Genomic DNA, 23,292 nt, shown 5'->3' on the forward strand with positions numbered 1-23,292 from the left:
TTTCGTTCCCCGTCGATGTCGGGGTGATCGATCCACGTATCCGCACAGGAGAGGCACCCAGAACATGACGGCGGTATCCGGCCAGCGACCGATCGGCGAGGAACCGGCCGATGCCGAGTCCGTAGCGGCGCAGGATCTGCGGGCATTGTTCGGGCAGTCCCTCACCGTTTTCGCCTCGTTCGCGGGGCCGGCGCATCTGGTGGAGACCGCGAATCCGGCGTTCTTCGCCGCGATCGGTCAAGAACGCGCGCGGACCGGGCTCGCACTCGCCGAGCTTGCGCCCGAGCTGGCCGGTCAGGGCGTCATCGCTGTGCTGGACCAGGTCTATCGCACAGGTGAGCCCTGCACCGGACGTGATGTCCCGCTCGTGCTGGGCGCCGGTGCGCACGCACGCGAGGCATTCTTCGACTTCACCTACGAGCCGCGCCGAGACGGTGCAGGCACCGTGACCGGGATCCAATTGATCGGTGTGGAGACCACCCAGGTCAAGCATGCCCAGCGACTGATGACCGAACAGCGTGCCCTGGTCGAACAGATCGCCCGCCAGGCACCCCTGGCCGAGGTACTGGACGGGATGGCGCGCTGTATCGAAAACCTCGCACCCGAGCAGGTGCTCGTCTCCGTGCTCCTCGCTGATCGTGACGGCCGGCACCTGCGTCACGGCGCCGCACCGAGCCTGCCCGACTTCTACAACCAGGCCATCGACGGGATCGCCACCGGTGAGGGTGTCGGCTCCTGTGGCACTGCCGCGCATCGGCGCGAACCGGTCATCGTCACCGACATCGGCACCGATCCATTCTGGGACGACTTCCGGGAGCTGGCCGGGCGGGCGGGGCTGGCCGCATGCTGGTCGACGCCGATCCTGGCCCGCGACGGTAGCCTGCTGGGCACCTTCGCGATGTATCACCGCAGTCCGCGCGTTCCGCAGGACAGCGACCTCGCCCTCGCCCGGGTCTTCGCCGACACCGCGTCCCTGGCCATCGAACGCCACCACATCGAACAGGCGAAGGCAGCTGCCGAAGCACGTGCCGAAGCCGCCCGCGCCGAGCTGACCAACGCGCTACGCGCGGAGAACAAGCTGCGCGCCGAGGCCGAGCAGCGCGCCGAAGCCGCCGCAGAACTCGCCGCCCGGATGCGCACCGCCGCAGCCGCGCAGGCCGCAGCCCCGCACCCCGAGCATTGCCAGCTCGGCGGTCCCGACGGGTGCACCGCATCGGCTGAACTCAAGGTCGCCGATTCGTGGGGCGACTCGGCATGGGGCTGCACTACCCACGTCGAGGAAGCCATCCTCACCGTGCGGTCGGTGTTCATCGCCAGCGAAGAACTCGGCGGACTCGCGGCCTACCTCAACCGTTGACCTCGCTCGATCAGGACAGGGCACACCGAGGCTCTGCCGCCGTGCTGAACTGAATGCCGCTGGGTGCGCGGTAAGCGGACGACGCCCGTCACGCGCGGGATCATCGGTTCCAGTCAGCCCGGTCCGTCCGCACCGTCGCAGCTGACCCTCGGCCTATCCGGTTACGCACATTGCTGGGTGCTCGAGTTCGCCGTGTTCGGCGCCTGCGGGCTGTTCTGTTGGTTGGCCCCATCGTCACCCTGCTGGTTAGCCCCGGCGCCCGCCTGGTTGCCCCCGTTACCCTTTTGGTTGGTCGTCTGACCACTTTGGTTTCCCGAGTTACCTGTCTGGCTGCCCGCTTGGTTGGTCGTCTGACCATCTTGGTTTCCCGAGCTACCTGCCTGGCTGCCCACTTGGTTGGTCCCCTGGTTGTTCGCCCCAGTGCCCTGATTGTTCGCGCCGCCTGACTGGCCGACACTGCTTTGCTCGCAGTCTTCGTAGCACTTCTTGAAGTCTCCATACGTCTTCGACGCCTTGACACAGAACCCAACAGGGTCGGCTTGGGCCGTCGGCGCTGAGATGACCCAGCATCCGGCGGTCAAGACGATCGCGGCGAGCAAAGCGGAACTTCGAACACGATCAAGACGCATACCGGTTCCCATCCGTCGAAGGTGGACCAGCCGATCCGGTTCACCGTATCCCCACGTATTCGGACCAGAGACGATTCCGGATGGGAGTGTCGCGCCGGGCGTGAACACGACCAATGTCCAACCCGCGGCCGGCGCCGTCTTCACTCACTGCCCGACCCTTCCTGCGTCGCGTCTCTCGTCTGGTCATTGCACGCACGTCGCCGAACCAGACGGTAGTTCGATCATCGGCGCGCAACGTGCCAGCCCCGCGCAGTGGCTCGCTGCTCGCCGAGTACGTCACCCTCGTAGGGTGAGATAGCGACGGCTGGCCGGTCCATGCTCCCGTGGACGTGTTTCGCTAAGGGCTAGGATCGCTGGCGCGGGTTACCCCCGGATTAGCTGGACCGTCGGCTGGTAGCACGATTTGTAGCACGAATTGAGCCCGATTTGTGCCGATGTACACCGATGTAGAGCAGTGCCACGATTGGAGCGAAATGCCCTGCAAGACAAGGGATCAGACGCCTGGACGTGCGGGTCTGCGACGCCCGGCCAGGGGGCTGATGTGATCACCATGCGGAACGTCACCAAGTCGTACAAGACCTCGACGAGACCCGCGCTGGACAACATCACCGTCGATGTCGACAAGGGCGAGTTCGTCTTCATCATCGGACCGTCCGGCTCGGGCAAGTCCACCTTCATGCGACTGCTGTTGAAAGAGGAGAGCCCCACCGCCGGGCAGATCCAGGTCGCCGACTTCCGAGTGGACAAGCTGCCCGGCCGCAAGGTGCCGAAGCTGCGCCAGCGGATGGGGTGCGTGTTCCAGGATTTCCGGTTGTTGCAGCAGAAGTCGGTGCACGACAACGTCGCGTTCGCGCTGGAGGTGATCGGCAAGCGACGCCAGTTCATCGACCGCACCGTCCCCGAGGTGCTCGACATGGTCGGGCTCGGCGGCAAATCCGATCGACTACCGTCCGAGCTTTCCGGTGGCGAGCAGCAGCGGGTCGCGATCGCCCGTGCGTTTGTGAACCGGCCACTGGTGTTGCTGGCCGACGAACCGACCGGCAACCTGGATCCGGATACCAGCGGCGACATCATGATGCTGCTGGAGCGGATCAACCGGATCGGCACCACGGTGCTGATGGCCACCCATGACAACCACATCGTCGACGCGATGCGCAGGCGAGTGATCGAACTCGATCGCGGCCGCCTGGTTCGCGACGAGGCGACGGGTGTCTACGGGGTGGATCGCTGATGCGCGCGAGTTTTCTGTTCAGCGAGGTCTTCGCCGGTCTGCGACGCAATGTCACGATGACGATCGCGATGATCCTGACCGTCGCGGTCTCGCTCACCATGCTCGGTGGCGGCCTGCTGGCGGTGCGGATCGCGGACAAGACCGAGCAGTACTTCCTGGATCGGCTGGAGGTGCGGCTGTATCTCACCGAGGACGTCTCCGCCAACGACCCGGACTGTTCTCGCGATCCGTGTAAGACGCTGATGGCGGACCTGAAGGCGACCAAGGACGTCGAATCGGTCCAGTACCTGAGCCGCGACGACGCCGTTCGCGAGGCCAAGGAGAAGACGTTCAAGGACCAGCCGGAGCTGGCCAAGTACGTCAGCGAGACACCGTTGCCCGCGTCGCTGCGGGTGAAGATGAAGAACGCGGAGCTGTATCCGCAGATCTACGAGAAGTTCTATCAGCGGCCAGGCGTCGGCATGGTGCGCAACGACAAGGACATCGTGGACCGGTTGGTCAGTTTGTTCGACGGGTTGCGTAATGCCGCATTCGGGCTAGCCGTACTGCAAGCCTTGGCCGCGCTGCTGTTGATCGCGAACATGGTGCAGATCGCCGCGTTCACCCGGCGGACCGAGGTCGGCATCATGCGGTTGGTGGGTGCGACGCGTTGGTATACGCAGCTGCCGTTCCTGTTGGAGGCGGTGGTCGCCGCGTTGGCCGGTTCGCTCGTCGCGGTGGTCGGGCTGTTGCTCGCGCGGCCGTTGGTGATCGATCGGGCGCTCGGAGATCTGTTCGCCAGCAAGGTCTTTCCGCGGATCACCGGGGACGACATCGCGATGGTCGCGTTGGTGATCGCGCCCGTCGGCATCGTGTTCGCCGCGCTGACCGCGTATGGCACGTTGCGGTACTACGTGCGCGAATAGCGTTGAGCCACTAGTGAGGGCCGGTCCAGAGTTTCTGGGCCGGCTCTCGTTGGGTGTCGGCCTGAGTGGACACTTTCCGTGCCGCAGAGCGAGATTCAGGCGCGTGGCACCGAAGAATGTCCCGCAAGACCGGTCAGCGCACCGGCATCGCGTCCCTGATCGAAGCGCGCTTCACGGCGAGCAGCCCCCGCTGTCGCTCGAGTGCGGCGATCTTGTCGTCCAGGTCGCTGTGGCGGCTCTCGACAACGTCCAGGGACCTGTCGCAGGCTTGAATCTCCTTGGTGACGTGGTCGATCGCGCAAGGCAGCAAGCTGCGGATGTCCTCGGTCGACAGACCCGCGGCCAACATGTCCCTGATGTGAGCTACCTCTTCCGGCGCGTCCTCGGCGTAAGAGCGGTAACCGAGGGCGTCGCGCTGCGGTCGCAGCAGGCCCTGCTCCTCGTAGTACCTGAGCAGGCGGGTACTCACGGAGGTGCGACGCGCCAGTTCTCCGATCAACATATGACCTGCCTCACCCTCGGCTTGCCTTCACACTCATGTGAATTCCTAACTTGGCTGGCATGACAGCAATTCCCCTGCGGACCACGGTGCACGGCACCGGACCGGGCCTCGTCCTCGCACACGGGGCGGGCGGCACCATCGAGACCAACTTCGGCGCGCTGATCCCGGCCCTGGCCGCGACGCATACCGTGGTCGCCTCCGACTATCCGGACAGCGATATCCCGCTCACCCTCGACGGTCTCGCCGACGCGCTCGTCGCGGCCGCGGTCGATGCCGGCGTCGAGACGTTCACCATCGTGGGCTACTCCCTCGGCAGCGCGGTTGCCGTGCGTGCGGCGGTGCGCCATCCGGACCGGGTGCGCGGACTGATCCTCGCCGCGGGATTTGCCAAGGCAGACAACCGCGCTCGCCTCGCCGTGCGGATCTGGCAGGACCTGCTCGACCGCGGTGACACCACCACGTTCGCCCGCTTCGCCCTCGCGCAGGCCTTCAGTGCCGCATTCTTCAACGGCCTGCCTGCCGACCAGGTCGACGAACTCGTGCGGGTCGGCGCGACAACCATTCCAGGTGGCACGAACCAGCAAGCCAAGCTGGTCGAAATCGTCAACACCACTGGCGATTTGGGGCGCATCACTGTGCCGACGCTGGTCGTCGATGCCACCGAGGATCTCTTGGTCGATCCGGTGAATTCCCGCTTTCTAGCCGAGACCATCCCCGGCGCGGAATACGCCGAGATCGCGGCGGGACATGTGCTCATGGCCGAACAACCCGATCAGTGGCGCAAAACCGTCGAAGACTTCCTCACTCATCACCACCTGTAGCCGGTCGCCGAACGGGCCATGGCGGCGGCATCCGCCGAGTGGGCGCGGCGTCATGTCCCGTTCGACGCCCGATGCCGCGGCGAGGTCAGCCCAAGTGTTTGGCGTGTGGCCATAGCTCGGACCAGGGGGCGCGGAGGTTTCGGCAGATGAACAGGGGTGCGCCCTGTTCGTCGTTGTCGATGTCACGGGTGTTGTCGATGCGGCCTGCGGGTTCGACGTCAGCAAAGGCACGCGCCAACTCGTCTCGATCGATGCCGACTGCGAGCACCTCGGTGGCGGTGTCGCTCGGTGGCCCCCACCACCAGTAGGAGTTATGACCGGAGTGGGGTTTCGGCAGGTTGTAGGGTGCGCCGAACCGTTCGATGGCACCGGCCTCGCCGTAGTTGTCGGTGAGGATGGCGACGTCGCTGCCGAGTCGCGCACGCACCTCCCCTACTTGACGGGTGAACTCGGGCCAGCCGATCGTTTCGCCCGCGTCGTAGTTGATCGCGAGGACCGGTGAGTCCTTCAACATCGAGATCGGCAGTACCGGCAAGAACAGCACCGCCGAGGAGATCGCGTTCAGCACGACCACGAAACTCACTGTCGCCCAACGAATTCTCCGCTGACCCAACCATGCGGCGAAGGGGACCGCGCCGGCCGCGAGCAGGATCGGATACATCCCGCCCAGGTAGTACGCCTTCCCGCCGGTCGCCAAGAACAACACGAAGAGCAGGCCGTAAGCGACCGCGAAGGCGCGATATCGGGCGTCGCGAGCCAGCCGCCACAAGCCGAACACCCACAATGGCACCAACAGCGGTCCGATCAGCCCGAACTGCAAGAGCACGAACATGATCGGCGAATCCGACGTCCCCGAAGAACCGCCCGCGATCGCCCGGCTCATCTCCCACTGCGGCCACCCGTTGCCTGCCTGCCACACCAGATAGGGCAGCCAGAGCAGCACCGCGAGGCCGATCGACATCGGAAAGAACTTGGTGGCGAACAGCTTTCGTGGTCCGAATACCAGCAGCGACACCAGCAACGCGAGTACCGGGAAGATCAGCAGCAACTTGTTCTGCAACCCGAGACCGACCACCAGGCCGATCACCAACCACCACCGCGGACCCTTGAGCCACAACACATTACGGCGGAGAGGCCCCGCTGGCGGATCAACCTCGCCGGGTCCACCGATCTCCCGAATCAGTACCAGCACCACCAGCGACACCACCGACCACGCGGCCAGATCGAACACCGCGGTGCTCAACAAGTGCCCGGTCGCCATGACCACCGCCGCACTCGCCACCGTGGCGGCGGCCAGCGCCTGCGCGCCCCGCCCGCCGCCGAACTCCCGCGCCATCAGCCCCGCGCACACCACCACCAGGGTGGCCGCGAGCACTGCGGGCAGCCGCAGCAGCAATAACGAATCGGGATCGATCACCGCCATCGCCTTGGCAATAAGCGGAGTTAGTGGCGGCTGATCCGGGTACCCCCACGAAGGGTGGCGACCTGCCGCCAGAAAGTACAACTCGTCCCGGTGATATCCATAGCGTGGGGCACAGGCGATCAGGACAGCGGCGAAGAGCACCGCGACTATAGGCACCCGGCCAGCCTGGCATAGATATGGGGCGTATGCTGCACCTCGACGCGGTTCTTACTCTGGAGTAAGATAGTCTTACTCAGGAGTAAGATAGCCGGGGCCAAGACCTCACCCCACCCACCCGAGAAAACAGGTGATGATGAGCACTCGAGACAGCGCAACGAAGCGAAGTCCAGACACGTCCGCAGTCGGCCTCAGCCACCCCAAGCGGGACTGGATGGGCGCGGCCATGCGGGTGATGACGACCATTACCGGGTCGGAGCTCGCCGAGAAGTACAACCTGCGCAAGCCGATCGAGCGAGTCACCTACGAAGGCACCAAGACCGGTTTCCGCACGCTCGGCGCCGCCACCCGCGCCTTCGCCAAGGTCACCGGCAACGGTGCGCCGAAGCGGCTCGCGCCCAACGAGGCGAAGACGAAGGACTTCTTCGACCTCACCCCGAGCGACGAGCAGCAGATGATCGTCGAGACGGTGCGGGAATTCTCCGCAGAGATCCTGCGCCCGGCCGCCTACGACGCCGATGCCGCCGCGAAGGCCCCGCGCGACCTGCTCGAGCGCGCCGCCCAGCTCGGCATCACGCTGATCAACGTCCCCGAGGAGCTGGAGGGCGCGGCGTCCGAGCGCGGTGCGGTCACCAATTCCCTTGTGGCCGAGGCGCTTGCGCACGGCGACATGGGCCTGGCGCTGCCGATCCTCGCGCCCAGCGGCGTCGCGGTCGCGCTGTCCCAGTGGGGCACCGACGCGCAGCAGAAGACCTACCTGCCCGCCTTCACCGGTGAGAACGTGCCGCAGGCCTCCGTGGTGATCAGCGAGCCGCGCGCACTGTTCGACCCGTTCGCCTTGCAGACCAAGGCCGTTCGTTCGCCGAGCGGCTACCGGATCTCCGGGGTGAAGAGCCTGGTGCCCGCCGCCGCGGATGCCGAGCTGTTCGTTATCGCCGCCGAACTCGACGGTCGCCCTTCGCTTTTCATCGTTCCGTCGGACACCCCCGGCCTGGTGGTCGAGGCCGACCCGAGTATGGGTCTGCGCGCCGCCGGTCTGGGTCGCCTGCTGCTCGACAATGTCGCGGTCGGCACCGAAGCCATCCTCGGCGACGGTGATGCCAAGCAGCGCGCCGAGGAGTACGCCGACGCCGTTCGACTGGCCCGCCTCGGTTGGGCCTCGCTCGCGGTCGGCACCGGACAGGCCGTGCTGGACTACGTGATCCCGTACGTGAACGAGCGCGAAGCGTTCGGCGAGCCGATTTCGCACCGTCAGGCGGTCGCCTTCATGGTCGCCAACATCGCGATCGAACTCGACGGCCTGCGGCTGGTCACCCTGCGCGGCGCCTCGCGCGCTGAGCAGGGTCTGTCCTTCGCCCGCGAGGCCTCGCTGGCCCGAAAGCTGGCCACGGACAAGGGAATGCAGATCGGCCTGGACGGCGTGCAGCTGCTCGGCGGCCACGGCTTCACCAAGGAACACCCGGTCGAGCGCTGGTACCGCGATCTGCGGGGCATCGGCGTCGCCGAAGGTGTCGTGCTCATCTAACCGGCCCGTTCCTTACCTTCCAGGAGACCTCCCATGATCAACCTCGAACTCCCCAAGAAGCTGCGGGCCAGCGCCAACCAGGCCCACCAGGTCGCGACCGAGATCTTCCGGCCGATCTCGCGCAAGTACGACCTCGCCGAGCACGAGTACCCGGTCGAGCTAGACACCATGGCCGCCATGGTCGAAGGCCTCGCCGACTCCGGCACCCAGAAGATCGGCGGCGCGGCAGGCGGCCGCGAGGACGACAGCGAGTCGGACGGGCACGCCACCGAGCTGCTCGGAAACAGCAACGGCGGCAACATGTCCGCGCTGCTGAACGCCCTGGAGACGTCCTGGGGCGACGTCGGCCTGATGCTCTCGATCCCCTACCAGGGTCTCGGCAACGCGGCCATCGCGGCCGTCGCCACCGACGAGCAGCTGAAGCGTTTCGGCAAGGTGTGGGCCTCGATGGCGATCACCGAGCCGTCGTTCGGTTCCGACTCCGCCGCCGTCACCACCACCGCCGTGCTCGACGGCGACGAGTGGGTGCTCAACGGCGAGAAGATCTTCGTGACCGCCGGCCAGCGGTCCACCCACATCGTGGTGTGGGCGTCGGTCGACAAGAGCCTCGGCCGCGCGGCGATCAAGTCGTTCGTCGTGCCGCGCGACGCTCCCGGTCTCTCGGTGGCCCGGCTCGAGCACAAGCTCGGCATCAAGGCCTCCGACACCGCCGTGCTGCTGCTGCAGGACTGCCGGATTCCGAAGGACAACATCCTCGGTAGCCCGGAAGTCAACGTGGAGAAGGGTTTTGCCGGGGTCATGCAGACCTTCGACAACACCCGTCCGCTGGTGGCCGCGATGGCGGTCGGCGTGGCCCGCGCCGCCCTCGAGGAGCTGCGTGCCATCCTGACCGACGCCGGTGTCGAGATCTCCTACGACACCCCGCCGAACAACCAGCACGCCGCGGCCGCCGAATTCCTGCGCATGGAAGCCGATTACGAGTCCGCCTACCTGCTGTCGCTGCGCGCCGCCTGGATGGCCGACAACAAGAAGCCGAACTCGCTCGAGGCCTCGATGTCCAAGGCCAAGGCCGGCCGCACCGGCACCGACGTCTCGCTCAAGGCCGTCGAGCTGGCCGGCGCCATCGGCTACTCCCAGCGCACCCTGCTGGAGAAGTGGGGCCGCGACTCCAAGATCCTCGACATCTTCGAAGGCACCCAGCAGATCCAGCAGCTCATTGTGGCTCGCCGGGTACTCGGCAAGACCAGCGCCGAGCTGAAGTAGTAAGTCGCACAACGCAAAACCGGCGTCGGTCCACTGTGGACCGGCGCCGGTTTGCTGTGTCAGGTGGTGGCGATCAGGAAGTCTTCGCCGGTCGATGGGCGGAGGCCGTCGGTGCGGTCCGCGAAGTAGCGGTCGGCTAGTTCGGTGCCCGAAACATGTTGTGTGGCTTTGAAACCGGCTTGTTCGGCTAGTTCCTGCATTTCCGCTGGGGTATAGAAGCTGATGAATGGGGTTCCGGCGGCGCGGGCGCCTTTTTCGGAGGCTTGGAGTCCGGAGCGGTCGGGGTCGGCGAGTAGTTCGGTGGGCAAGAGGAAGGTCATCGCGAGGGTTGAACCCGGGGCCAGCTCGGATAGCTGTCGCAGGGTGGCTGCGGTGGTTTCCTTGGTCAGGTACATGCTCACGCCGGTGGAGGCGATGACTGCGGGGCGGGCCGGGTCGAAACCGGCGGCAAGCAGGTGGTCCCACCAGGATTCGGTTGCCTCGAAATCGACCGGGACCAGTCGCAGCCAGGTGGGGATGGCGAGGTCGAGGTCGGTCAGGCGTTGCCGTTTCCAGGCTTGGGTGGCAGGCTGGTCGATCTCGAAAACTGTTAAGCGAGAGGCTATCTCGGGTTTGCGCTGGGCGAAGGTGTCCAAACCCGCGCCCAGCAAGACGTACTGGTCGACACCTTGATCGGCTTGTTCGGACACCAGGTCCTCGATGAATCGCGCGCGGGCCACCATCGATGCCCGGAATCCGCTGGTGCCAACGGGATCCATGTCCGGGCGGCTGCGCCAGTCCGAGTCGGGGGCGACGAGTCGCAGGCCGATCTCGTCCTCTAGTACATGTGGTGGCGGGTCGACCTGGACGTGCATCGCTCGCCACATTGCGGTTCGTACCGCCGTGTTGTCCGGCACCTCTGCCATGAGGGTTCTCCTTATGGTTACTTCTCGGCCTGCAGGGTCCAGAGCCGCCCGTCCGGGTCGCGGACGGTCATTTCCTTTGTCCCATAGTGGGTTTCCTCGAGCGGCGTGACGACCTCGACGGCCGAATCGGCCGCGATCGCCGCCGAATCGGTCGCTTTCAGCACGAGCTGCATCCCGGGAGTCTTGTTCTTGGGCACCTCGGCAATGAATACGTAAGGGCCGTCACCGTTTCGGAGCTGACCGGAGTCATGGTCGGTCGCGAACTCGAGTTCATAGCCCAGCGCCTGAAAGAACTTCGCCGCCTTCCCCCAGTTGTGCGTCTCCAGGAACACAGCCTCAATGCCATTGGTAGTCATCAGGATTCCTTCTCAGTCGAGTTCCGTCGTTCTCCGTCGGCGTCATCGAGGTAAGCCCGCAGCGCTGCGGCAACCAACGCCGACAACGAGAGGCCCGACTCGATGGAGTGGTGTTTGACCTGCTTGATCAGCCCGACCGGCAGGTACACGTTGAACTGCTTGATCTCCTCATCGCCCACACTAGAATGCTAGCATCCTAGAAAGCTAAGCGCTACGGCCCGCTTTCGCCGAGAACGACACCGCAGCAGGACGCCTCGAACTACCTGCACACATGCGGGAGGACTTGGTAAGATCGAGTCATCACGAGAGTGATGCCGAGCGGTGGGACCGCCGCCGTTAACGACGGCCCCACCTGATGGGCTGGGTTACCTAGCCTGCCAAACTCGGCGGACCAGGATGAGCGCCCCGGCGATTACGACAGCAGATGCAAACGTGATGCCGTAATCGGCCGGGGCCTTGCTCTTTACCCGGCGATGTTTCGCCATTCCCCACCACCTCCTCCCTGGGCGCGATGTTTGGACCGTGTCCATCGCCCCTCGGAAGGAAGTGGCACCACAATACCTGGGCCTACCAACAACTTTCGGCCCGATTCGCAAATCAGTGCGAACGCATCCGTTTCACATTTCGCGCTCGACGGCGCACCATCTTGTGCGCAAACCTTTTGGCGGCGAACGAATTACAGCATTTTGGCCAGATAGGAACGTTCCCGACGGGACATCCTCCACCGTCAGGCCGGATCTAGCAGTCGTCTGGCAGACAGGCGCCAGTTCGAGGTAAAGTCTATGTGTCACCTGCGGGTGATGCCGAGCGGTAGGACCGCTGCTGCTAACAGCGGCCCTACCTGGTGGGTATTTACCTATGCGCCCGCACTCGGCGGACCGCAACGAGCGCCCCGGCGATCACGGCAGCAACTGCGAAGACGATGCCGTAATCGACCGGGGCCTTGCTCTTTTTCCGGCGATGTTTCGCCATACCCACCACCTCCTCCCTGGGCGCGATGTTTGGACCGTGTCCATCGCCCCTCGGAAGGAAGTGGCACCACAATACCTGGGCCTACCAACAACTTTCGGCCCGATTCGCAAATCAGTGCGAACGCATCCGTTTCACATTTCGCGCTCGACGGCACACCATCTTGTACGCAAACCTTTTGGCGGCGAACGAATTACGGCATTTGTGGCTCAGTAGGAGCGTTCCCGACGGGACATGCTCCACCGACAGGCCGGATCTAGCACGGTCAGTCGTTTCAGCGCAGCCGCCGTTCGGGACACGCGCTCCCCCAACGTGTCCCTAGCGGGAAAGCGACACGTGCGGGCGGATAGTGGACTCGGATAGGGAATCGCTGGCAACGTAACGGCCTGCGTTTCTTGATCGACGAATTCAGCGGACGAATTTCTTTCGAGCTGTACCAGAGACCTCGAGGAGCAACTGGATATGGAACGACTGAGTGTGACGCGTCGACTCGCTAGCGTTTTTGCCGCCACCGCGGTGGTAGCGAGTGTTTTTGCGGGGAATGCCGGTGCCGAACCGGCGACGGTTGATTGGGCCGGGGCGGTGCAGCAGTTGCGAGCCGCGGCTGCGGGGAATCCGGCGGCCGAGCAGGCGGTGGATCGACTGGTGGCTTCCGGGCAGGTGAGCAAGGCGGGGCAGGTGGCGTTGCCCGCGCAGCCGTTCCAGATTCCGGCGCAGTCGGATATCGGGCGTGGTGACGGGCCGGGGGTGTATGGATCGGGCATCGCACTCGGGCTCGACGGGTTCCGGTTCGGATTCTTCGGCGGGCCGGGCACGATCGCGCCGAATCAGGGTGGCGCCAAGCTGGAAGTGCTGTGGATCAACGTGTCCACCGGGCAGAGCGGGACCGAGGTGCTCTACGACCACCAGGATGTTCCCGTGGACACCACGATCCGGACGCGGCCCCTCAATCCCGGCGGCGGCATGGTCGTGGCCGCGGTGTACGGCAGCCTGTGGCACCGCTGGTCGGTTCCGGTGAGCGATGCGAATCCGGACGGGTTCCAGTACCAGCTGGGCACGATCTCGGTTCCGTCGTTCGGCGCCGTCTACAACTGATCGATTCGAGGCTTCGGGCCCTGCGACACGCGTCGTGGGGCCCGAACTGTCACCGGAGCACCCGCGATTGACCTCTTGTCTGGAATTACGTAATTCCGTAGCTTCGGTGGCGTGAGTCTGGAAGAGCGGGTTGCGGAACTGGAACGGCGGCTCGACGATTTGACCGACGAGCACGCAAACGGACACGTGGCGGCGAACACCGACGACCGCTGGGCAGCGGTCCGGCTACATGAAGAATTCGTCGCGGTCGACGAGCCGAACGGCGGCGTCCTCTTCGCTGGTTCGGTACGGCTACCGACCGACGAGCACTACGGGTGGCAGGCGACGTTCACCACCGGTGACCTCATCGAGGACGACTGGGCCGAGACCGCGGAATGCCTTGCCGCGCTTGGCAATCCGATAAGGCTACGGCTCCTGCGGGAGATCATGGGTGGCCGACGGACCGCGGCCGAACTCGTCGGGCTGGAGGGCGTCGGCACGTCCGGGCAGGTCTATCACCATCTGCGCCAACTGGCGGCGGTCGGCTGGCTGCACACCGCGGGCCGCGGGCGTTTCGAGGTGCCCGCGGCCCGATTGGTGCCACTACTCATCGCATTGGCCAGCGCACGACGCTGACCGCAGGCTCAGCAGTTATCGCTACCGCAACTGCACGAGCCGCCGGACTGGCACCCGCACTGACAGGATGGACCGCACGAGCAGTCCGCCGGTACCGCAGTCGATCGAACAAGCGTGAAGATCATCGTTGACTCAGCTCCATTCTCTCTTCGACTACCCCCTACCGGTATCGAACGCGCTCCGCGCGGCGCTGTCAAATAGCCGTCGGCGCGGTCGGCGCGAAACACCGATGCCCGGTAACTCGAGACGTAGCTGTGTGACACCCGACACGCCGCTGCTACGGTTATGACCTCAGTTACGCCGTTCGTATATCGCTAGGTCGAGTACCGACGCGAGTTTGCTGGTGGAGGTGTTCGACATGAAGGTGGCGCACGCGCTTGAGAACCTCAAGGCGCTCGGGGTGCTCCGGTCCCGCGGTGTTTCCGATCCGCGCAAACCGCTGGAAACCCTTCGGACACTGAAGGAATCGCAGATCTTCGGCCCGCAGGCCACCCTGATCCGGCACAACGCGCGCATTGCCCCGGACTCCCCCGGCCTGGCCGATGAGCGCGGGGAACTGACCTACGGCCAGATCGATAAGCAGTCGACCGCGATCGCGCGAGGTTTGCAGGCGGCCGGGATCACCGAGGGCACCGTCGTCGGCGTGCTGGCCCGCGATCACCGCGGTCTCATCCTGGCGATGGTCGCCGCGAGCAAGCTCGGCGTGCGGGTCGCGCTGATGAACACCGGGTTCGCCAAGCCGCAGTTCGCCGAGGTGTGCCAGCGCGAGAAGGTCAAGGCGATGCTGCACGACAGCGAGTTCCTCGGCCTGCTCGACGCGCTGCCCGCCGACCTCCCGCGCTTCCTCACCTGGGTGGACGAAGGCACCGAATTGCCAGAGGGCGCACAGACTCTCGACGATCTGATCACCGGCAACTCCAGCGCCGAGCTGCCGAACCCGAGCAAGCCGGGCGGCTTCATCATCCTCACCAGCGGCACCACCGGCCTGCCCAAGGGCGCGACGCGCGTCAAGGTGTCGCCGCTGGCCACCGCGCAGTTCCTCGACCGGGTCCCGTTCCCGTTCCGGGGCGCCCAGGTGATCGTGTCGCCGATCTTCCACAGCACCGGTTTCGGCAGCTGGCTCGTCGGCATGGCCATGAGCAACAAGGTGGTGATGCGCAGGCGATTCGATGCCGAGGCGACGCTGCAGCTGATCGCCGATCACAAGGCGGAACTGCTGGTCGCGGTGCCGACCATGCTGCATCGGATGACCGAACTGGATCCGGCGATCCGCGCCAAGTACGACATCTCCTCGCTGAAGGTCATCCTGCTCGCGGGCTCGGCGCTGTCGCCGGAACTCACCGTCAAAGCCACCCAGGTGTTCGGGCCGGTCCTGTACAACCTGTACGGCTCCACCGAATGCTCGGTCGCCAGCATCGCCAATCCGGAGGAGCTCGCACTGGCTCCCGGCACGGTCGGGCGCGCGCCGGTCACCTGCGAGGTGCGGCTCTACGACGACAACGACAAGCAGGTCAGCGCGATCAATACGACCGCGCGCATCTTCATTCGCAGCGGCACGCCGTTCGAGGGCTACACCGACGGCCGCCACAAGCAGATCATCGACGGCTACATGTCCAGCGGTGATGTCGGTCACTTCGACGAGCACGGCCTCTTGATGGTCGACGGCCGCGACGACGACATGATCGTCTCCGGCGGCGAGAACGTCTTCCCGCAGGAGGTGGAGAACCTGCTGCTGGAGCGCTCGGATATCTTCGACGCGGCGGTGGTCGGCGTGGACGACGCCGAATTCGGAAAACGGTTGCGCGCCTTCGTCGTTCCCGAGCCGGGCCACACGCCCGACGGCGAGGAGATCAAGGCCTACGTCAAGAACAACCTGGCCCGCTACAAGGTGCCGCGCGAGGTGGTCTTCCTCGACGATCTGCCGCGCAACCCGACCGGCAAGCTGCTGCGCCGGGTGCTGGTGGAGTACGAGGTCGCCCCCTGATCTCGGCGCGGCGACCCCAACTGGTTACCCATCAGTAGCTGCTGTTGAGATACGTGACACACCGGGTTACAGATGCTTGCTACTGTTAGCGATAGCACTGGATCCCGAAGCTGCGGTCCGCACCACCCATCGGCTCATACCGGGTGGGGCCGCCGGAAGGTTGTTGTCGAATGGTTGTCTCCTTCCCCGCGTTGAGTGGCACTGCCCGCAAAGCGGGCGATCTCGCCCTCGGCGTGAACGTCATGGTCAAGCGGCGGCTGTTCAATCCGCTCCGGCTCGATCACGCCCTGCGGTCCGCGTTCAACGTGGTCAAGTTCGGCCCGTTCGCCGGCGTCGCCATGCACGCCGCGCAGACGAGGCCGGACGCGGGCGCCATCGTCGACGAGCGCGGCGAGCTGACCTTCGGCGAGCTGAACGAGCAGTCGAACGCGTTTGCCCGCGGCCTCGCGGCGCACGGCATCAAGCCGGGTGACGTGGTGGCGGTGCTGGCTCGCGACCACCGCGGCATGGTGCTGAGCCTGCTCGCGGCGGGCAAGCTCGGCGTGCGCGCGGTGCTGATGAACACCGGTTTCGCCAAGCCGCAGTTCGCCGATGTCGCCGCGCGCGAGAAGGTGAAGGCGGTGCTGCACGACAGCGAGTTCGTCGACCTGATGAGCGCCATCCCCGCCGAGATTCCCCGGGTGCTCACCTGGGTCGACGCGAAGGACAACGTCGATCCGTCGATCGCGACCATCGAGTCGCTCTCCGCGGGACAATCCACCGCCGCACTGCCCGCCCCCGCGAAGGCCGGCGGCATGATCATCCTGACCAGCGGCACCACCGGAACGCCCAAGGGCGCGCCGCGCGACAAGGTGAGCCCGTTCGCCTCGGCCCAGTTCGTCGACCGGGTGCCGCTGCCGCACAACGGCACCATGGTGATGGCGGCGCCGATCTTCCACGGCACCGGCCTTTCCCAGTTCACCATCGGCGTCGCCCTCGGCAACCGGGTCGTCTTCCAGCAGCGCCGCTTCGACCCGGAGCAGACGCTGGCGAACATCGTGAAGTACCAGGCCGATTCGCTGGTGGTGGTGCCGACCATGCTGCAGCGCATCCTCGACCTGGACGACGAGGTGCTGGCCAAGTACGACCCGAGCACCATCAAGGTGATCTTCGCGGCGGGTTCGGCCATCGCACCCGACGTGGTCACCCGCACCCTCGACTACTTCGGCGACAGCCTCTACAACCTGTACGGCTCCACCGAATGCGCGGTCATGACCGTCGCCACCCCCGAGGACCTGCGCAAGGCGCCGACCACAGCGGGCAAGGCCCCGGTCGGGATCCGGATCGTGCTGCTCGACGAGAACCGCAAGCCGATCACCCGGCCCGAGGTCACCGGAACGATCTTCGTCGACAACGGTTTCGCGTTCAGCGGCTACACCGACGGCCGCACCAAGGAGATGGTGGACGGCATGATGAACAGCGGCGACGTCGGGCATTTCGATGCCGACGGCCTGCTGTACATCGACGGCCGCGACGACGACATGATCGTCTCCGGCGGCGAGAACGTCTTCCCGCTCGAGGTGGAGAACCTGATCGCCGGGCGCGAGGACATCTTCGAGGCCGCCGTGGTCGGCGTCGACGACCGCGAATTCGGCAAGCGGTTGCGGGCGTTCGTCGTTCCCGGACCGGACTCCCAGCGCGACCCGCAGGAGATCAAGGACTTCGTCAAGGCGAACCTGGCCCGCTACAAGGTGCCCCGCGAGGTGATCTTCCTCGACGAGCTCCCCCGCAACGCCACCGGCAAGCTGCTCCGCAAGCCGCTGATCGAGATGGAGATCGAGGCGAGCTGACCGCACACGTCTCCTGATTTGCCGCCTGCGATTCCGAGCGCGGCAAATCAGGGGCATGCGGCTGTGATGTGCGCGTGATCGGCATGGAAGTTCGATCTTCCGCTGTTCTTCGGGCGTTTGTCACTGGGGAAGTTGCGCGCAATTCGTCGGTTACTATCAGCGCGTGAGTATCGAGTTCGGCCGGTCTGTCGCGGGGTATCGCGGCGCCGTCGCGCGGGTGCGCGGTGGTTCGGCCGGGGCGATCTCGGGGACCATTTCTGTTGCGGCACATGGTTGGGCGTCCGGCGGCATGGCGCCGGACGGTACGACGCTTGCTCTGCTGATGGCCGCCGCTGCGATCATCGGCGCGCTGGTGGCCGGGCTCGCGCCGCTGCGGGACACCTCGGCCGGGCTGATCACCGCGCTCGTCGCCGGGCAGCTGCTCGGCCACCTGACCATGGGATTCAGTTCCGGGCACCTGCATCACGGCGATGCCCAGCTGACACCGGCGATGCTCAGCGCACACCTGTTCGCGGCCGTTGCCGCCGCCATCGTGATCCGCGGCGCGGAAGCCGCCTATCGAGCGGGGACCTCGGTGCTCTTCCGGGTGCTGCGGCAGCGTCGGTCCGCACCCGTTCGCGCCGACCCGGCACCGCTGCGCACCCGCCACCGGGATCGCGTCATCCTGCGGCTGTTCGCCGCCGAATCTCGGCGAACCCGCGGCCCACCGCTCGCCGTCGCCAGCTGACTTCGCCCTAGCGCTCCACCCACGAAGCGTGTTCCGGTGTGCGCATTAATCGTTCCCGCGAACATTCGGCAAGTCTTCGCATGCGCGAGTCGACTTATCGGCGAATGGCGAACTGAGAACGCCACCTCGGTTGCCCTCGTGTCTCGTCGACATGACCATTCCGTCGAACTCGCTGCCACTCGTGGCATTGATGCACCGACGTCCGCGCAAACCTTGCTGATCGGTGGCGTCATCACCGCACCCGCGGGTACCGGGGCGCCGAACCATGTCGATCCGATCCCAATCCCCTCGACATGCGTTGTCGCCCAACCGATGCCGCAGGCTACGCCGCACCTGACCCGACCGTACATCGGGAACAACGCCCGCCCCACCGGGTTCCCGAGCCGCAGAAACGAAATGACCGTGAGCACAACAGAAACCATCACCGCCGAAGCCGAACTACCACCGCCCACACCCGAGGCGAACCCGCGACCGACCCCCGCACGCACCAAACCGACGGCCCGAAATGGGTTGTACGCGTTGGCGATGCGCCTGCATTTCTACGCGGGCATCTTCGTCGCCCCGTTCATTCTCGTCGCCGCTGTCACCGGCGCCCTCTACGCGATCTCGCCCACCCTCGAGTCGATCGTCTCGCGTGACCTGCTGACCGTCGAGACGGGCGGCGCACCGAAGCCGCTGGCCGAGCAGATCAACGCCGCCGTCGCGACCCAACCGAACCTCACACTGGCCGCGGTCGCGCCCGCACCGGGCGCCGAGGACACCACCCGTGTGCTCTTCACCGACCCGTCACTCGGCGAATCCGAACGCCGCGCCGTTTTCGTCAACCCCTACACCGCCCAGCCGGTGGGCGACTCCGTCGTCTACGGCAGCTCCGGTGCACTCCCCCTGCGCACCTGGATCGACCGCCTCCATCGCGACCTGCACCTGGGCGAGCCCGGCCGCCTCTACAGCGAGCTGGCCGCCTCCTGGCTCTGGGTCATCGCGCTGGCCGGTCTGGTCGTGTGGGTGCGCCGCGTGCGCACCCGGCGGAGCCGGAACTCGGCGGCCTGGCTCTTCGCGCCGGACCGCTCGCAGAACAGCCGCGGCCGCACGGTGAACTGGCACGGCTCGGTCGGCATGTGGGTGCTGCCGATCATCCTGCTGCTGTCCGCGACCGGCATGACCTGGTCGACCTACGCGGGCGAGAACATCACCGACCTGCGACAGCAGTTGAGTTGGACCACACCGACCGTCACCACGGCACTACCGGGATCCGCCGCACCCGAACACAATTCGGGCGGCCAGCACCACGAAGGCCACGTGATGACACCCGCCACGATCGACCCGATCTTCCGCATCGCCCAGGTGGACCGCGTCTACGAGACCGCCCGCGCCAACGACGTGACCCAGGCCGCGGAGATCACCTTCCCGGCCAAGTCGGATCAGGCCTTCACCGTGAAGGAACGCCGGATGCCGGGCACCTACACGGTCGACGCGGTCGCGATCGACGGCACCACCGGCACGGTCACCGACCGGCTCGCCTACGCCGACTGGCCGCTGATGGCCAAGCTCACCAACTGGGGAATCCAATTCCACATGGGCTTGCTGTTCGGTCTGCTCAACCAGTTGCTGCTGCTCGCCGTCATGATCGGGCTGATCACCGTGCTGGTGCGCGGTTACCTGATGTGGTGGCGCAGGCGGCCGACCCGCCGGACGGGACGGCCCGCACTGGGCCGGGCGCCGAAACGGGGTGCGTTGCGCCGGACCTCGCCGTGGTTGGCGGTGCCGGTGCTGGCCGCGGCGTTGCTGGTCGGCTGGTTCGTCCCGCTGGTCGGGCTGAGCCTGCTCGCCTTCCTCGCCATCGACGTGCTGATCGGTCTCACGGCAAGGACGCGTACCGCGAAGGCCGGGTGATCGATGGTTCCTCTCCGGATGAGGCGGTCTGGCTGCGGCAGCCAGGCCGTCTCGACCGGAGAGGAACCTCGCGCACCCCGAGTGTGCTTGCCCTATCGCGGAACTCGGGGTGCGGGTTCGGCGAGCCGAGTGTCAAGTGTCGGCGCATGGCATCTACCTCCATTTCGAACAGTGCGGACTGCGTCAGCTAGCGATGTGCCTCAGCTAGCCGCTGGATCTAGGTGTACAGCCTGGCAACGAACGCCTGCATATTGGCGAGCATCCGCTCGACCTTCTGCTCGGGATTCAAATTCTCCCGGTACCGATTGCCCAGTGCCGGAGTCTTTTTGCCCCGCGCGTACAGCGAGCAGGCCAGGTCGGTGCACATGTAGGTGCCGACCGTATTGCCCTTGCGTCCGGACGGGCCCGCCTTGGCCGCCGTCAGCAGGGATACGCCGGTGCCGGTGTGCGTGGTCAGGCAGATCGAGCACATCTGGGCTCGACCCGACCCACCGGTTTCGTAGCGCAGCGCGACCCCGACCAGTTCGTCGTCGTCGTTCGGGATGACCAGATAGCACCGGCCGGGCAGCGACGGGTCGCTCCAGCCGAGAAAGTCGAGATCGTCCCAGGGGCGATCGTCGAGATCCTTTGGCACCGGCAGCTTTTTGGCCTCGGTCTTGGAACAGTTGATGAACGACGACCTGATGTCGCGCTCAGTCACTGGTTTCATGGCGGTTCACTCCATTCCTGATTCATTAGCCGAACAAACCGAACTGACGTTACGGGGCGCGACGGCCATCGAACAAACGCATTTCGCTCAGGAATACCAGCTGGTCAGCTACTTGTGAACAGAATCACCGACCGATCGGTCTGCACTGCGCATTATGCAACGCACAACGAAAAGCCCCGCCCGATGGACCGGGCGGGGCCTTTGCGCACTCTCGCTACGGAGTGGTCGACGGCTTATCATCGATCTCCGCGGCGGGCGATTTCTCCGGCACCGCGATCGGACGCAGGATCACCCAGGCGATGAAGAGCAGGCCGACAACGGCCATCCCTATCCCCGCCCAGAGGTTGACGTTGATGTTGCCGGTCTTGGCTTGGTCGGCAGCGGTATTGCTGACCAAGCCGGTGATGATCAGGACGACGCCATAACTGCCGAGCAGGGTGCCGACGATGGTGCGGATGTCGAAAAGCATTGCGGCTCCTTATCCGACGAGGATGTTGAGGGCGATAACGAGGACCAGCGCGATGCCCGCGAGCAGCACCGGGCGCTGATACCAGGGCAGCGAGTCCTGGTCCGGATCGGTGCGGGCCTCCTTCGGGGTTTCCGAATAGACCAGGCCGACGAGTTCGGCCACGGGTTTCGGCTTGGTCACCTGGGTGACGAGCACGCTCACCACGATGTCCACCACGAACGCGACGCCGGCCGCCAAGAAACTCGAACCCTGACCGGACAGGTGGAACACCTTGGTCTGATGCAGGATGAAAACCACCACGGCGGAACCGGTTCCGCAGACCAGACCCATCCAGCCCGCGGTCGGCGTCATCCGTTTCCAGAACATGCCGAGGATGAATGTCGCGAACAGCGGTGCGTTGAAGAAGCTGAACAGGGTCTGCAGATAGTCCATCATGTTGCTGAAGCTCGACGCGATGAACGCGGTGAAGATCGCCACCACGGTCGCGCCGACGGTGGCCAGCCTGCCGATGGTCAGGTAGTACCCGTCCGGGCGGTCCTTGCGCACGTACTGCTGCCACAGGTCGTAGCTGAAGACCGTGTTGAACGCCGAGATGTTGGCCGCCATGCCCGCCATGAACGCGGCAAGCAGACCGGCGATGCCGACGCCGAGCAGGCCGTTCGGCAGCACCTCCTTCATCAGATACAACAACGCCTGGTTGTAGGTGGTGTCGCTGGTGAAGTCCGGATTCGCGACCTTCGCCGCCTTGTACTCGCTCATCTGCGGCACCAGCACCGCGCTGATCATGCCGGGAATCACCACGATCAGCGGGATGAACATCTTCGGATAGGCGCCGAGGATCGGGGTGCGCCGCGCCGCCGAGATGGAGTGGGTGGCCAGCGCGCGCTGCACCTCGACGAAGTTGGTGGTCCAGTAGCCGAACGAGAGCACGAAGCCGAGCCCGAACACGATGCCGATCACCGAGAGGATGTTGTTGCTGAATCCGCTCAGCTCGTTACCCGGCCAGGATTCCAGTTGCGTCGCGCCGCCCGGTGACGCGGTCACCTTGTCCCGCAACCCGTCCCAGCCGCCGACCTTGTGCAGGCCGACCAGGGTGAGCGGCAGCAGCGCGGCCACGATGACGAAGAACTGCAGCACCTCGTTGTAGATCGCGGCCGACAGCCCGCCGAGGGTGATGTAGGAGAGCACGATCACCGCCGCGATGACCACCGACAACCACAGCGGCCAGCCGAGCAGCACGTTCAGGATGCTGCCGAGCAGATACAGGTTGACGCCCGCGATCAGTACCTGGGCGATCGCGAAGCTGAGCGCGTTCACCAGGTGCGCGCCGGTGCCGAAGCGCCTGCGCATGAACTCGGGTACCGAACGCACCTTGGAGCCGTAGTAGAACGGCATCATCACCACGCCGAGGAACAGCATGGCCGGGATGGCGCCGATCCAGAAGTAGTGGAAGGTCGGGAAGCCGTACTGGGCGCCGTTGGCCGACATGCCCATGATCTCGACGGCGCCGAGGTTCGCGGAGATGAACGCGAGACCGGTGACCCAGGCGGGCAGCGAACGCCCGGACAGGAAGAAGTCGATGCTGGACGAGACGCGCTGTCTGGCCAGCAGGCCGATGCCGAGCACGAACACGAAATACAGGGCGACCAGGGCGAAGTCGACGGGAGCCGCGTCCAGCCGCAGGGTCGATGAAGCGTTTAAATAGGTCGAGGCCGACCGCGGATCGGCGGCTAGCAGCGTCAGAACAGGTGAATCGGCAAGCGGCACAGCGTCCCTCCTGGCGTGAAACAGGCGTCGAGCGAGATCTTGCGGGTACGAGATCGTGCGTCTACGGGGTCTTACTGCATGGCGCGCGACTCACTCGTCGCCGGCCGAATGGGTGTCGGCCGACACCTACTCTGCGTGATTGTGCCTCACTCGCGGGCCACA

The 23,292-nt window shown here is 65.6% G+C and carries 21 protein-coding genes; 12 read left to right on the forward strand and 9 right to left on the reverse strand.

The features are described 5' to 3' along the window. Positions 1-64: 64 nt before the first annotated feature. Positions 65-1,357: a GAF domain-containing protein gene (locus ACIBK2_RS33885; RefSeq protein ID WP_396973316.1), complete on the forward strand. Its 1,293-nt coding sequence runs from the start codon at positions 65-67 to the stop codon at positions 1,355-1,357. 161 nt (positions 1,358-1,518) lie between these two features. Here ACIBK2_RS33885 and ACIBK2_RS33890 read toward each other — a convergent pair whose 3' ends face one another. Beyond that, positions 1,519-1,998, reverse strand: a complete 480-nt coding sequence (locus ACIBK2_RS33890) for a hypothetical protein (protein WP_396973318.1) — start codon at positions 1,996-1,998, stop codon at positions 1,519-1,521. A 529-nt stretch (positions 1,999-2,527) separates the two neighbouring features. On the opposite strand from ACIBK2_RS33890, the gene ftsE reads away from it, so the two are divergent. Together ftsE and ftsX are read left to right on the forward strand one after the other, a co-directional pair. After that, positions 2,528-3,217: a cell division ATP-binding protein FtsE gene (ftsE, locus tag ACIBK2_RS33895; RefSeq protein ID WP_150402602.1), complete on the forward strand. Its 690-nt coding sequence runs from the start codon at positions 2,528-2,530 to the stop codon at positions 3,215-3,217. Then, the gene (gene ftsX / locus ACIBK2_RS33900) at positions 3,217-4,122 is read left to right on the forward strand and encodes a permease-like cell division protein FtsX (protein WP_379285357.1); all 906 of its coding nucleotides are present in this window, start codon (positions 3,217-3,219) and stop codon (positions 4,120-4,122) included. Before ftsE ends, ftsX begins: the two co-directional genes overlap by 1 nt. Before the next feature lie 133 nt (positions 4,123-4,255). Here the strand turns inward: ftsX and ACIBK2_RS33905 are convergent, their stop codons facing one another. Continuing rightward, a complete protein-coding gene (locus ACIBK2_RS33905; protein WP_396973321.1) occupies positions 4,256-4,624 on the reverse strand; it encodes a MerR family transcriptional regulator in 369 nt (122 codons plus the stop codon). A 59-nt stretch (positions 4,625-4,683) separates the two neighbouring features. Between ACIBK2_RS33905 and ACIBK2_RS33910 the strand changes: the two genes are divergently transcribed. After that, a complete protein-coding gene (locus ACIBK2_RS33910; RefSeq protein ID WP_396973323.1) occupies positions 4,684-5,445 on the forward strand; it encodes an alpha/beta fold hydrolase in 762 nt (253 codons plus the stop codon). Between the two features lie 85 nt (positions 5,446-5,530). Here the strand turns inward: ACIBK2_RS33910 and ACIBK2_RS33915 are convergent, their stop codons facing one another. Further along, on the reverse strand, positions 5,531-7,024 hold the full coding sequence (locus ACIBK2_RS33915) for a hypothetical protein (RefSeq protein WP_396973325.1): 1,494 nt from the start codon (positions 7,022-7,024) through the stop codon (positions 5,531-5,533). A gap of 130 nt (positions 7,025-7,154) precedes the next feature. Between ACIBK2_RS33915 and ACIBK2_RS33920 the strand changes: the two genes are divergently transcribed. After that, positions 7,155-8,549 (forward strand): acyl-CoA dehydrogenase family protein, encoded by a 1,395-nt coding sequence (locus tag ACIBK2_RS33920; protein ID WP_396973327.1) that lies wholly within the window; start codon positions 7,155-7,157, stop codon positions 8,547-8,549. Positions 8,550-8,582: 33 nt separating this feature from the next. Then, complete coding sequence (locus tag ACIBK2_RS33925) at positions 8,583-9,812, forward strand: acyl-CoA dehydrogenase family protein (protein WP_396973329.1); 1,230 nt, start codon at positions 8,583-8,585, stop codon at positions 9,810-9,812. Positions 9,813-9,871: 59 nt separating this feature from the next. Here ACIBK2_RS33925 and ACIBK2_RS33930 read toward each other — a convergent pair whose 3' ends face one another. The 3 genes from ACIBK2_RS33930 to ACIBK2_RS33940 are packed head-to-tail and all read right to left on the reverse strand — an operon-like array spanning position 9,872 to position 11,252. Next, a complete protein-coding gene (locus ACIBK2_RS33930; RefSeq protein WP_396973331.1) occupies positions 9,872-10,717 on the reverse strand; it encodes a class I SAM-dependent methyltransferase in 846 nt (281 codons plus the stop codon). 17 nt (positions 10,718-10,734) lie between these two features. Further along, complete coding sequence (locus ACIBK2_RS33935; RefSeq protein WP_396973333.1) at positions 10,735-11,073, reverse strand: VOC family protein; 339 nt, start codon at positions 11,071-11,073, stop codon at positions 10,735-10,737. Continuing rightward, positions 11,073-11,252: a CopG family transcriptional regulator gene (locus ACIBK2_RS33940; protein WP_396973335.1), complete on the reverse strand. Its 180-nt coding sequence runs from the start codon at positions 11,250-11,252 to the stop codon at positions 11,073-11,075. Before ACIBK2_RS33940 ends, ACIBK2_RS33935 begins: the two co-directional genes overlap by 1 nt. 1,252 nt (positions 11,253-12,504) lie before the next feature. Between ACIBK2_RS33940 and ACIBK2_RS33945 the strand changes: the two genes are divergently transcribed. From ACIBK2_RS33945 to ACIBK2_RS33970, 6 genes are all read left to right on the forward strand, one after another. Further along, on the forward strand, positions 12,505-13,137 hold the full coding sequence (locus ACIBK2_RS33945; RefSeq protein WP_396973337.1) for a hypothetical protein: 633 nt from the start codon (positions 12,505-12,507) through the stop codon (positions 13,135-13,137). 111 nt (positions 13,138-13,248) lie between these two features. Continuing rightward, positions 13,249-13,752, forward strand: a complete 504-nt coding sequence (locus ACIBK2_RS33950; protein WP_396973339.1) for an ArsR/SmtB family transcription factor — start codon at positions 13,249-13,251, stop codon at positions 13,750-13,752. Positions 13,753-14,110: 358 nt separating this feature from the next. Beyond that, on the forward strand, positions 14,111-15,736 hold the full coding sequence (locus ACIBK2_RS33955; protein ID WP_396973341.1) for an acyl-CoA synthetase: 1,626 nt from the start codon (positions 14,111-14,113) through the stop codon (positions 15,734-15,736). 170 nt (positions 15,737-15,906) lie between these two features. Further along, positions 15,907-17,565 (forward strand): acyl-CoA synthetase, encoded by a 1,659-nt coding sequence (locus tag ACIBK2_RS33960; RefSeq protein WP_396973343.1) that lies wholly within the window; start codon positions 15,907-15,909, stop codon positions 17,563-17,565. A gap of 163 nt (positions 17,566-17,728) precedes the next feature. Next, positions 17,729-18,292: a hypothetical protein gene (locus tag ACIBK2_RS33965; protein ID WP_396973345.1), complete on the forward strand. Its 564-nt coding sequence runs from the start codon at positions 17,729-17,731 to the stop codon at positions 18,290-18,292. 396 nt (positions 18,293-18,688) lie between these two features. After that, positions 18,689-20,185, forward strand: coding sequence for a PepSY-associated TM helix domain-containing protein (locus ACIBK2_RS33970; protein WP_396973347.1), 1,497 nt, complete (start codon positions 18,689-18,691; stop codon positions 20,183-20,185). Between the two features lie 217 nt (positions 20,186-20,402). Here the strand turns inward: ACIBK2_RS33970 and ACIBK2_RS33975 are convergent, their stop codons facing one another. The 3 genes from ACIBK2_RS33975 to ACIBK2_RS33985 form a co-directional block, all read right to left on the reverse strand. Beyond that, positions 20,403-20,894 carry an FBP domain-containing protein gene (locus ACIBK2_RS33975; protein ID WP_379285381.1) on the reverse strand — a complete coding sequence of 164 codons (492 nt, stop codon included), beginning with the start codon at positions 20,892-20,894 and terminating at the stop codon, positions 20,403-20,405. Positions 20,895-21,108: 214 nt separating this feature from the next. Then, complete coding sequence (locus tag ACIBK2_RS33980; protein ID WP_396973349.1) at positions 21,109-21,363, reverse strand: hypothetical protein; 255 nt, start codon at positions 21,361-21,363, stop codon at positions 21,109-21,111. Between the two features lie 9 nt (positions 21,364-21,372). Beyond that, on the reverse strand, positions 21,373-23,100 hold the full coding sequence (locus ACIBK2_RS33985; RefSeq protein ID WP_396973600.1) for a sodium:solute symporter family protein: 1,728 nt from the start codon (positions 23,098-23,100) through the stop codon (positions 21,373-21,375). Positions 23,101-23,292: the final 192 nt, after the last annotated feature.

Source organism: Nocardia sp. NPDC050175, assembly GCF_044459885.1.
Taxonomy (GTDB): domain Bacteria; phylum Actinomycetota; class Actinomycetes; order Mycobacteriales; family Mycobacteriaceae; genus Nocardia.